We start from the raw sequence: 12331 nt of genomic DNA, 5'->3' as shown, positions 1-12331 counted from the left end.
CGAAATTGTTGTTAGAGGATGAAACTATTAATGCTCGCTCTATAAGTCTTGCTGTATAAGAGATGTAACGGGTAATGCTGATAAACCAGCGCTATATGGAATTAACCCCTATCAATATTTGCAGCAACTAACCGATACACTTGATGTAGTTCATCTGTAAGGCTTGTTATGGCTAACATTGGGTCAATTGTTAAATTTAATGAGCGGCAAATCATAGGACGTATTGCCTCCCACTCTGAGCCAGAATAAAGATTGGCTCTTGGATCAGCATACCGCCAACTCGGACTTATGAACACATCCCTATGTTTCAGTGCCGATTGCAATTTATCAAGAACACAAAATATATATGCTGTTCGGTCAATTGTAGTTCTATTGCTATCCCGGCCAGTTATTGATGTTATTAATGCAAGCTCTTTATTATTTGCGTTTTTTTGAACTTCCTTCATGTTTAAAATGGATTTTTTCAATTTCTCAACTTGAGATTGTTTTTTCTCTGGTACAACGATTTCCTTAATTTTTTTATTGATAAGGTCAGCATATAAAAGTTTATCGTTATGCAAAATGATACCATCTTGGGTTTTTACAAGTTTCTTTATGACGCGATAAGTGGGTCGTGGTTCGTCTTGTGGCCAATTGATAACGCTACATTCATTTTTAATAACAATATTACGTTTCCATGATGTTCCAATAATCTCCATTGGCGGTTCATCCGTTTGTTTTCCCTTTAACCATTCAAGACTGGCAAGAAGAGGTTTTCCCGCTTGATTACTATCAAAATTTATTACTCGAAGGAGCGAAGGTAAAAATTTCTGAACTGTTTTTTCCTTTTGTTCAAGCTCATGATAAAACACATTACTTGGCGGCCTGATTAAGGCAGTGGCATTTTCAACTGCAGATACAAGCGCTTCATGACCTACTGTTGTATAAATTGTGTCCCGAATTTCATGATCACATAATTCTGTATTCAGTAGTAATTTACATGCATCGACCAATGTGGCTGTAGCTTGATCGAGATCTTTAAGAGTTCGCAGTCGTGTATTTTTATTTTCTTGCTTGGCCTTTGAGAATAAATCACGCAATACCATACTGAGCACGTCCAGAGAATCATCTTGGGAGTCTGACTCAAAATGATTCGCAAAAGCAACGAGCGTCGCCATTTTACGCTCAAACGGCAAGCGGTTGATGGCTGTAATTTTTGCCGTATTAGCAAAGCGTGCAAGTGTTGCTATTTTACAGGCGGGGATGCGGTACAGTGGTAATTCAACACTAATGTTGCGGGCAGACTCAACCCGTTTTAATGCTTGCACAAGAGCTGTGCTACTGATGCTAACCGGACCTTTACGCAGTTTATCAAGCAATGACAGATGTTCGTCATCCTCTACCACCAAGAGGTCATTCAGTTTTTCCTGTTGTGATGCGCTTAAATTTTTAATCAACATTCGCCATAAGCGAGACTCCATCCTGGAGCGAATTTCTGCAACAAAACGCTCAAGAACTGTAATACCTGGTAACAATATTTTGTTGGTCGATAGCCAACCCACTGCATGATCAAAAAGCACTCCAGGTCTGTCAGTACCAGTCCAGCATAGTGCACATAATATGCGACCAAGACGATAACGACTACCTTTTTCAGCAAATTCTATATAGCCATAACGCGCTCGAATTTCAACAGCATGACGCCAACGCTGCTCACTTTTCATGTACATTGATATGCAACTTTCAGGATCATTAACCTTGATTTGAATAGCAACTCGCTCAATTACCACACGAGGAATCTGATTCAAGTCGGAAATAAAAGCTCCAATAAATCGAACTGTTGTCAGCTGTAATGCATAACCTAACCTGCTGAAGTCACCACGCTTGTTTGCAATCCACTCCATATCCTGATCATCGAGGAAAAAAAGGCTATCTACGATATCTGGTGGTAGGTCAGTAGGATATTTAGCGTAATTGTCACATTGTACTGGGGAGAGAAAACTAACAGGCATGTTTATCCAAAATCAATAGGTGTTGTTGCTAAACTTAGAAGTTTTGCAACGGAATTTGAATGCCTTTATTTAAAGGTTTAAATTCGTTGCAAAAATCAGATGCAAAAGTCTATTGTTTTGCGATATGATTTGCAAATAAAATATTAGGGATTAGTTATGAAAATTGGGTATGCTCGCGTTTCAACCACGGATCAAAATTTAGAGTTGCAATTAGTTGCACTAAAAGAAGCTGGTTGTAAACGTATCTATCAGGAAAAAATTTCTGGTGCAAAAAGAGATCGTCCAGAATTACAACGATTACTTGATCAGCTTCGACCTGAAGATGTAGTCGTTGTTTGGAAATTGGATAGATTGGCGCGTTCAACCCAGCATTTATTAGAATTAATAGACTGCATAAGAACAACAGAGGCTTCCTTTTGTTCGCTTTCCGAGCCTTGGGCAGATACCACTTCTCATGCCGGTAAAATGATCATGACCGTATTCGCAGGTATTGCAGAATTTGAGCGTGACTTAATTCGTGAACGTACTGGTGCGGGTCGCGCAGCTGCAAAGCAACGTGGAGTTCGTTTTGGACGACCTGAAAAAATGAATAAAGAACAAAAGTCATTGGCCAAGCGGCTTTTGCAAGAAGATAAATCGGTAAGTGAGATTGCAAAAACGTTTAATGTCCATAAAGCAACAATTTATCGTTTACAACAAGAATAATTCACTACAGATCCCCAATCCTATGGTATTCTTAATATTAAGAATTATTTATTAATGATAACATCTGGTATGGTTTGAGTTAATTTTTATGGATAAAGAATGATCAATATAAAATATGGATTTGGAAAAGAAGTATTGTATTCATTTGATGATGCAATTAAAAAAGTTACTGAAGAACTGCAAAAAGAGGGATTTGGAGTTCTTACAAATATAGATGTGTCAGCAACTTTGAAAAAAAAATTAAATAAAGATATGCCTCCCTATCAAATTCTTGGTGCATGCAATCCGCAATTTGCCCATCATGCTTTAGAAAAGGAGCCATCTATAGGTTTGCTTCTACCATGTAATGTGGTTGTACGCCAGGATGATATAGGCAAAGTGCATATTGAATTTATGGATCCAAAATCAGTATTAGAATTGGTCGGCAATCCTGAGATCAATCTGGTCGCTGGAGAAGTAAGACAAAAACTGGAGAGAGTATTAAGCGCATTGTAATGCGCTCATCTACAGTTAAGATTTTAACATGCGAAGACCACTTGCAATAACAATAAGCTCACTTATTTCATGGGCTAAAACTGCTATTGGCAACGTAAAATAGCCAGTTACCGCCCCGACAATAAGAGAGCTAATAACAATTATAGATAGTCCTAAATTTTGTAAAATTATATTCCAGGTTCGATGACTAAACTCGATGAGATAAGGTAATTTTAATAAATTATCACCCATTAATGCTACATCCGCAGTTTCTAATGCAACATCGGTTCCAGCGGCGCCCATTGCAACTCCTACATGTGCTGCTGCAAGTGCTGGAGCATCATTTACTCCATCGCCAACCATCATTACCTTACCGTAACGTCTTTCCAGTTCCTCAATTTTTCGTGTCTTATCTTCTGGTGATAAATCAGAGAATACTTCATCTACACCTGCTTGAACTCCAATTGACGCGGCAGTTATCGAGTTATCTCCAGTGAGCATAACAACACGCTCAATACCCATCAATTTTAGGGACGATACCATCTGCCTTGCTGTAGATCTTAGAGGATCAGTAATTGCAATTAAACCGAGAATTTCCTTATCTGTTCCTACTAATACGACAGTCTTTCCAACGGTCTGTAATTTATTTATTTCTTGAATTACAGTTTCTACCAATAGACCCATATCAATAAATAATTTTGGATTGCCAATATAAAATTGTTCTCCATTTATAAAACCCTGAACCCCTGAACCAGTCAATGACTTAAAATGTTCAACAGGTTTATATGCAACACTTTCTGCCTTTGCTTGTTGTAAAATGGCATGTGCCAGTGGATGCTGGGAACGCGATTCAAGGGTGGCAGCTACATTTAATATTTGGTTCTGAGTATAATTATTTAACGAAATGATATCGGTGACCTTGGGTTGTCCTTGTGTTAAGGTTCCTGTTTTATCAAGCGCAATAACCTTTATTTGAACCAATTTTTCTAAATATATCCCACCCTTAAGTAATATTCCGTTTCGACTGGCTGTACCAAGAGCAGCTACAAGGGTAATTGGGATAGAAATTACTAAAGCACATGGTGCAGCTGCAACAATAAACACCGTTGCACGTAGCACCCATTCTTGCCAATGCAGCCCAAATAGAGGAGGTAGGGTAGCTATTAGTACCCCTGCTAAAAGAACGAATGGACTGTAGAGATTGCCAAAACGCTCTATAAATCGTTGACTGCGACCTTTTTTATCCTGTGCTTTTTCAACAAGAAAAATAATACGAGATAACGTGTTCTCAGCAAATTTTTTGGTAGCGCGAATAGTAAGAGTCCCCTCGCCGTTAATAGTTGCAGAAAATACTTTATTTCCCACAAATTTCTCAACAGGAATTGATTCACCCGTGATAGGCGCTTGGTTTACACTAGAATGTCCAGATATGACCTCTCCATCTGTAGCGATGCTTTCACCAGGACGAACAATAAACTCATCTCCAATTTGAATGTCTTCTAAAGGTATTAGGAACTCGCTATTATTACGTCGGACTAATGCGGATTTTGGGGCAAGTTCCATCAATACTCTGATAGCATGTCGCGCCCTTTCACCAGCATAACCCTCTGCTGCTTCAGAAATAGAATATAAAAAAACCAGTGTTGCCGATTCTGCCCATTGTCCCATCACACCAGCAACAATAGCAGCGGTAGACATCAAAAACTCAATACCGATTTCATGTTCTTTGAAAAATTCTTCTATAGCTTCCCGTGCGAAATAATATCCACCAATTAACACCGCGCCTATGTAAAACCCGTTAGCAATTATCCTTGGTAGTGTCAAATATGAGCCTACAAAACCAATAGTTAATAATATACCGGCTATTGCTGCCGTAATGACTTTAGGATTATGCCACAGTTTGGGCATTGGTTCTTTGTGAGAAGGACAAGTGGAGCAGCCCATTTATTTATACCCCTTATTCATAGTTTTCTTCAGAGCCGTAATGTTAAAGCGTCATTGTTACCTAAAAATAAAGGTTTTTAAAGAATTCATCATAGATATTGAATAAAACAATAAAACTATTTGTTCTATTATAGGTAATTTGAAAACTTAATTACTAATGATGAAAAAAATTGGTTATCTATCTGTATTCAATGAAAATACTTGAACAACTTCACAGTTTACAATCCTATAAAATGAAACATACCGAATTATAGATATTAAAAGACCAATATAGTCCTTAAGTCGGTTGGCTGTTCCATTGCTCCCCAAACCCGATTTCCTGCGGTGATGGATTGAGTGGTGCAGCCAAAGATATATCCTAAAAGAAAAATCAGTTCATCCGCATAATCATCCATGGTGAGATTGCCTACGTTAAATCCGTTACTGATGGCAAAGAGTTCAGGATTAAACTTTTGAGAAAAGAGTTTTTGATTTAAGAGTTCATGACGGATTGAAAGCAGATGTGGTCCAATCTGGTGGCAATTGTCTTCGGTTAGGTAATAATTAATCGTTTTATTAAAGGCGTCCAGTAGTTTTTCGTCTGGTTTTTTAATAGTAAGACGCTCAATATATTTGCGGTATTTTTTATAGGACTCATTGGTTCTAAAATCATAGCCCTCGGGTTTACGTGGCCATTCGCGTACTTCTTCAAAATCAAAGAAATCAAACTCAGTGTCTGACTCTTCCTCGTCAGATGACTCATTAAGCTCATCACCAAACAAGGAAATGACATTGGTGTTGCCTTGCGCAATTGATTTTATCAGTGGGATTGACAAACCAGTTGGTTTTGGGTTGATGTTACCAGGTTTTAATGTGTCCGTGTTTATCGATGGTCTAATTGATTCAGTATTTTTGTTATGTAGTAAGGTACAGCCATCCACTATCGCCTGTGAGAGACTGATATTTTTTTGATGTGCGATGTCTTTTAATGCGTTATAAGCTTCATCACTGATGGTGATGGTACGCAGAGTTTTCTCGACCAGATATTTTTTTTGATTCAGAGCACGATAACAGCGACTAAAAGCTTGAGGATCTACGAATTCATCAAGCCATAATTGAAACAAGCGTACTGTTTCTTCATCATGCGCCGTGTTTTTGAGTTCAGCAAAGGCTTGGATTGCTTTTATTCTCACCGAATTGTTCGTCTCCTCAGTCATAAATCGATTATTTTGAATGGCACGTTCAAAATAGTGATAACAAGATACATAGTCATCCAGGGATACTTTGCGTTTTTTATTGGCCATAGTTTATAAAGCTCTATAGTAATTATTGAAGGCAGTTTATTGATAACTATTGAATTTATCAATAGTTGATACATTAGATATGTTTAATTTGGGCTTTACACCTGTTTGTATTTACCATCTGTTGATAAATTTCTTTTATCAATTAGTCCCCCGGCCGAGATCTTGGAAAAAAAGGGTCATGTTTAACTTTTAATCTTAAAAATAGCGTTCGAAGGAAATAGTTAATTACTATTTCATTTAACTATTACTCTTATTGAGTACACTTTCTCCTTGTTTTTAAGTCCTTATCGGTATTGCCTTAATTTAATCTATTCACATGGTTATCCCCTAAAAATGTGGATAAAGGTATGTTCGAATTTTGCCCACCTGCCTTTGATTTTGGAGCTTAGGAGCATTTAATAGTTATGAGCGAAGCGAATTCATTTAAAGCAGTTTAAAAGAAAGATTTAGATTTGTGCCTCGTCATTCATCGCTCAGTCGCAAAAATAAAAATAACGGAGTATTTTATTAAGAACAATGAGGAACGGAGCGAGCTTGCGAGTGAGTAGTCATTGTTCTTAATAAAATGCGGAGTTATCTTTTATTGCGATTGAGTGATGGGTGATGAGGCAATCGATCTTTAATTATTGCTTTGTTTGTTTTTTTATTTGATTATTGGCCATAGGCCAATTCCTTTTAATAAGATGAAATGATTAATGAGCGTAGCGAATTCCTTATTATTAATTATCCACAGATCATCCTTGTGGATAATATTCAAGAAGGTTTAAAGGGGACTATAAGTAAGAGCAGACACTTAAAAGCTATTCTATAAGACACTTAAATTTCATTATGACAAAATATATACAGTAGCTTTTGTTAAAAATGATGGTTTATTCATTGTAATTCACATGTTTTGCAGGTGATGGACATTTTTTTTAATCTAATTATAGATAATGATAAAAATTGGGGTTTGTGAGGCATTTTAGTGGTGTTGGAGGTATAGAAGGGCATCTCTAATAACAAAGGTAAGGGTATTGAAGTAGGTTACAGCGCCCTATTCCCGCAATTTGTGGCGACGTAGAAGGGATTCTCTTCGTCTGCGTTCTTTTTCGCGCAACCGCTCTTCAGTGTTTTGCTCTCCCTTAAGCATGCCCTTCATCGCATCAAGATGTGTTTTAGCATTCCCTTGGGGAGCTATAAAATCAAGAATGTTACGTGCGGCAGCCTGAGACTCCTGAGCATTGGCAATAAAGGTGCTTCGCTTCTTATTAAGCCGTTTACGCGCTAGAGCGCGTTGAGCAGACAGAGCCTGCAGATTAATGTTGCATGCTTTAAAAAAAGCGGGCGTTAGGCATTTTACCGCAGCAAGACCAATAAAACGCTCTTTTCCCTCTTCGAGTTTGACATCAAAACGCTCGATCATTTTTAAATAGCCTGCACGCACCAGTAATTTAATAGCGCGTTGTGCTCGCTTTAAACCAATTCCTGCCTTATCAGCAAGAAATTCGATGGTAAGGGAGCGAAATCCTTCACTTGCATGAGGTACACCCACCCTAAGGCTTGCCAGTTCTGTGTAATGTAATAAGACCTGAGCAATACTTGCCAAAGCTTCACGCGCCTCAGAGCGCTGCTGGCGCGTTGAGTTGCGACGCATACGGATTTCTTTAAAATAGGATGTGGGTAGCCCATAGTAACGCCGCCAGGCATCAATCGCCCAGGTAATTATTTTGGGGCGATCCTTATGTTCCTGTGGCTTTTGAAAAAAACGTGGGGACTCAGGATCATGGCCACACCAGTTACCCTGACGCACCACCCCTGCCCTTCTAGAGCTGTAGTTTGTGTCTGTTGATTTCTTAATGAAATCAATGCAATCCATCACTAACGCACTTTCTTGCATGCGTGTAATATCCTTAGCGGTAGCTAATTGTTGACTAATCAATTACTTAACGCTAAGATATATTTGTTCAGGTTATACTTTAGCGTTAACCGGAAAGCCCGCGTCAACGGGCTTTTTTTTTGCCTTTTTTAAATCATTAATAGAAAGTTATCGTTTATTATTTAACCCGTCAACTCCTTTTTTAATATAACCAATTGAAATATAGCATTTTTTTATGTCTTATTGGTTCACAATTGGTTCACATAAATGTTTATAAAATGGTTCACTATTGGTTCACATAGCACCAAGTAATTTACCTAAAAATATTTTATATTTCCCAACAACAATGGTTCACAAACGGTTCACGAATTTGTTATTTAAATGGTTCACAATTAACGCGAGCCAATCACGAGCAATGGTTCACAAACGGTTCACCAAATAGTGATATTAGCCTTTATTTAATTGGATAGAGAACAGATATTAATCCATGCCGATCGATTTACAATTGGTTCACAATTAGTTCACAATAAAAGGGGTTTAATGGTTCACAACCAAATTAAATAAGCATCAAATGTAATTCAACATTCAGGCCAAATAGCTCCTTAGTATAGGTTCACAATTGGTTCACATTCAAAGATGTTTAATGGTTCACAATAGGCACACAAAAACGCCTTTTACATGTATAAAATTTTTTTTATATGTTTTAACTACTTTATCATTGACCTACATAAATGAGTATGTAATTGTATGTATTAACTGTATAAAAACAAAAAAACATACAAGGCATAAATAATGGAACAAACAAGCTGGACTAACTCAGACATACGTAAATTATTTAAAATGGATAACCGCTTTAAATCTGTTCAAACATTATATAATGCTGAAGATCGAGGCGAAATACCAATAGCAAAAAGAGAAGCCAGGGGGAAGGTTTCAACTAGAGTATGGGGATTAGAACAACTCCCTGAAATCGGAAAAAGATTTGGTTTTTTAAAGCCACCCGCACAACAAAAAATATTATGTAAGTATATGCAAAAAGGAGGGGTGTATAAAACGACTTCCAGCTATAATGAGGCACGTACTCTAGCACTTAATGGTATAAAGACTATATTAATAGGATTAGATCCTGAGTGTTCTGTTTCAGATATAATAATTCCTCAACAAGAACTTAATAGGCTTGATGATTTTGAACAAGGAAAAGGCTTATTTCATTTTTTCGTTGAAAATACACCATTAGAAGAAATCATTCGTCCAACGTCTTTACCCACCCTCGACTTTATACCTGAAACACACGATTTAGTTAAATTAAATAAGTGGATGTCTTTTGAAAAACGTCGTGAATATATCTTCCAAGATAAATTAATACCGCTTCTCTCTAAATATGATGTCATCATCTTTGATAACAGCCCCACATGGAATCATCTCGTAGAAAATTCCATTTTGGTTTCATCATCAGTTGTTATGCCATTAGGTTGCAGTCTTCTTGCTTATAATGCTTCTTCGACTAATATGCAAAACATTTGGGACTTTCAAGATGTTATGAAGCTAACAGACCAAGGAATAATCATGTTTAGTACTGCGCTTGAAAGAAGCTCACTTAGTCAACAAATAAATGCAACGTATCTGAGTCGTTATGTAGACTATATGATTACTACACCAATACGTAAATCTGTAAAATGGGAAGAAGCTCTAATGTCTAAACAAACCATATTAGAATACGCTCTTGGTTCCTCTCAGGCAGAAGAATACTACCATCTGATATCTGAATTATGGGGTAGAGTTAATAACAACGAACTTAGCTTCGTAGATCTTTTGCTAACTAACGAGCTAGAGGCTATCTGATGGCTATAAAAAAGGGAGCGTTCGAATTATATACTCAGGAAAGAAAACTGCCAGAAAAAAGGGTAAAAAGCCCCGCCAAAGCAAGCCATTTTTTTGATGATATTTATACTAAAGATAACGGTTCACAATCGGTTCACGAGCAAAGCCTCATCCAACAAACAGTACCCGCTGGAAGCCCACCTGCTCATGCAAACTCCATTTTAAATAACATTACAAGTAACGGTTCACAATCGGTTCACGAGCAAAGCCTCATCCAACAAACAGTACCCGCTGGAAGCCCATCTGCTCATGCAAACTCCGTTTTAAATAACAATACAAGTAACGGCTCACAATCGGTTCACGAGCAAAGCCTCATCCAACAAACAGTACCAGTTGGAAGCCCATCTGCTCATGCAAACTCCGTTTTAAATAACAACACAAGTAACGGTTCACAATCGGTTCACGAGCAAAGCCTCATCCAACAAACAGTACCAGTTGGAAGCCCATCTGCTCATGCAAACTCCGCATTAAATAACGATACAAGGAACGGTTCACAATCGGTTCATGAGCAAAGCCTCATCCAACAAACAGTACCCGCTGGAAGCCCATCTGCTCATGCAAACTCCGTTTTAAATAACAATACAAGTAACGGTTCACAATCGGTTCACGAGCAAAGCCTCATCCAACAAACAGTACCAGTTGGAAGCCCATCTGCTCATGCAAACTCCGCATTAAATAACGATACAAGTAACGGTTCACAATCGGTTCACGTAAAGGGTAATGATTTGGCATCGAAGACAGTTGATGCGCAAGTTTCCGTATTGGAAAAAAATCCTCAAATTAGCTTTTCAAAATTAGTTGGCAACCAGCGAGCAATTATAATTGCACTATACAAAAACATTAAAATTAACAAATCAGATACAACAGATGAGCTAACACTCGAGTCAATATCAAAATTAACTCAAGTGAATCAAAAATCCCTTAAAAACACTTTGTTCCGCTTAAATAATGCAGGAATACTTATCCGCGCCGATCAAAAGGTTGGTCGGGGTGGCTGGGTTAAATATAAAATAAATACTCACATCATAAGAGAAATTCAGCAGAAGGAGTTTTTTAGATAAATGGTGTTCTTTTGTGGTTCTACTGCGTTGTGATAACATAAGGAGCAATTTCGGTTTAAAAAACATGATATAAAGAAAGAAATCAAAAATAGATTTTATCTTCTCTGATAGGAGATTCTCAACAAGATCTTAACAGTTGGTTTATACGTTAGATGTAAATGGAAAAAATATGAATATATTAAATACTAATATAATGAGTTTCTATCATCCCACTAAAGTTGTTTTTCTTGATGATAATCAGGCTTTTCTAGATGCCGTTGCTTTAGAGTTCCATGAACAAGAAAATCTACTAATGTTTACGAACCCAGACAGCGCGATGGAGCAATGCAAAAATAGTAACGAAAGCATATTTCAATTCACAACAATGGAAAAAGACAATAATAACTTAGATCTCAATAGCAACTCGATAACAACAACATTTAACATGGTTAATATGATTTATGAACCTTCACGTTTTAATAATGTTGCCGTATTAGTTGTTGATTATTCAATGCCCAATATTAATGGCATTGAATTTTGTAAACAACTAAGTGATAGAAACATATACAAGATACTACTAACAGCCGAAGCTGATAGTGATATTGCAATCAACGCTTTTAATGATGGGATTATAGATAAATTTATATTAAAGACACATGCTAATTTATTTGAACAGTTGAAAGTTTATATTAATGAGTTAACAAATAAATATTTTATTAATTTTTCACGTGATTCGCTTAATTATGGTGGTGGATCATTAAAATCCTTATTAAATAATGATTCATTCAAAGATTTGTTTAATCAAATTATTAGAAAAAATGATGCAATCGAATACTATCTTATTGATCGGTTAGGAAGTTTTTTATTTTTGACAAGAGATGGTAAACCAACATGGTTGCTCATATCAGATCAAGATAAAATTAACAGCCAAGTTGATTTATTAAAAGATTATTCTTTTCCAGACGCACTGATCAAAAAAATAAAAGAAAAAGAAAATATATTGTTCTTATTTTCAGAAAATGAATATAAAGAAGACCTGGCTGATTGGAAAAAATATATTTTTGAGTCAAAAAAATTAGATGATAATTACAATTATGGTGTCGTAGTAGGAAATTTAACTAACTCGATTCATTGGAACAAAGTGGTTTCATATAAATGAAC

The 12331-nt window shown here is 36.8% G+C and carries 8 protein-coding genes and 2 pseudogenes; 5 read left to right on the top strand and 5 right to left on the bottom strand.

All coding sequences use genetic code 11. The features are described 5' to 3' along the window. Positions 1-113 precede the first annotated feature (113 nt). Positions 114-362: pseudogene (locus ACD661_RS17050) on the bottom strand (hypothetical protein); the annotation flags it as partial. A 1119-nt stretch (positions 363-1481) separates the two neighbouring features. Then, a pseudogene (locus ACD661_RS16155) lies at positions 1482-1988 on the bottom strand (DUF4158 domain-containing protein); the annotation flags it as partial. 156 nt (positions 1989-2144) lie between these two features. On the opposite strand from ACD661_RS16155, the gene ACD661_RS16150 reads away from it, so the two are divergent. Continuing rightward, positions 2145-2693: a recombinase family protein gene (locus ACD661_RS16150; RefSeq protein WP_012187538.1), complete on the top strand. Its 549-nt coding sequence runs from the start codon at positions 2145-2147 to the stop codon at positions 2691-2693. 99 nt (positions 2694-2792) lie between these two features. Beyond that, complete coding sequence (locus ACD661_RS16145) at positions 2793-3188, top strand: DUF302 domain-containing protein (RefSeq protein ID WP_012187539.1); 396 nt, start codon at positions 2793-2795, stop codon at positions 3186-3188. Between the two features lie 15 nt (positions 3189-3203). Here ACD661_RS16145 and ACD661_RS16140 read toward each other — a convergent pair whose 3' ends face one another. From ACD661_RS16140 to ACD661_RS16130, 3 genes are all read right to left on the bottom strand, one after another. Next, the gene (locus ACD661_RS16140) at positions 3204-5075 is read right to left on the bottom strand and encodes a heavy metal translocating P-type ATPase (protein ID WP_231294691.1); all 1872 of its coding nucleotides are present in this window, start codon (positions 5073-5075) and stop codon (positions 3204-3206) included. Between the two features lie 293 nt (positions 5076-5368). Then, on the bottom strand, positions 5369-6394 hold the full coding sequence (locus ACD661_RS16135) for a hypothetical protein (protein WP_400188877.1): 1026 nt from the start codon (positions 6392-6394) through the stop codon (positions 5369-5371). A 1033-nt stretch (positions 6395-7427) separates the two neighbouring features. Beyond that, positions 7428-8270, bottom strand: a complete 843-nt coding sequence (locus ACD661_RS16130; RefSeq protein WP_182352951.1) for a hypothetical protein — start codon at positions 8268-8270, stop codon at positions 7428-7430. A 771-nt stretch (positions 8271-9041) separates the two neighbouring features. Here ACD661_RS16130 and ACD661_RS16125 point away from each other — a divergent pair. The 3 genes from ACD661_RS16125 (at position 9042) to ACD661_RS16115 (ending at position 12329) form a co-directional block, all read left to right on the top strand. Further along, on the top strand, positions 9042-10091 hold the full coding sequence (locus ACD661_RS16125; protein WP_058475106.1) for a ParA family protein: 1050 nt from the start codon (positions 9042-9044) through the stop codon (positions 10089-10091). Then, positions 10091-11191, top strand: coding sequence for a hypothetical protein (locus tag ACD661_RS16120; RefSeq protein WP_400188876.1), 1101 nt, complete (start codon positions 10091-10093; stop codon positions 11189-11191). The genes ACD661_RS16125 and ACD661_RS16120 overlap by 1 nt, the downstream gene beginning before the upstream one ends. 169 nt (positions 11192-11360) lie before the next feature. After that, positions 11361-12329 (top strand): response regulator, encoded by a 969-nt coding sequence (locus ACD661_RS16115; RefSeq protein ID WP_400188875.1) that lies wholly within the window; start codon positions 11361-11363, stop codon positions 12327-12329. Positions 12330-12331 lie beyond the last annotated feature (2 nt).

Source organism: Legionella lytica, assembly GCF_044626755.1.
Classification (GTDB): Bacteria; Pseudomonadota; Gammaproteobacteria; order Legionellales; family Legionellaceae; genus Legionella; species Legionella lytica_A.
Note: the sequence above shows the minus strand (reverse complement) of the source record. Positions and strands in the feature narration are given on the sequence as shown.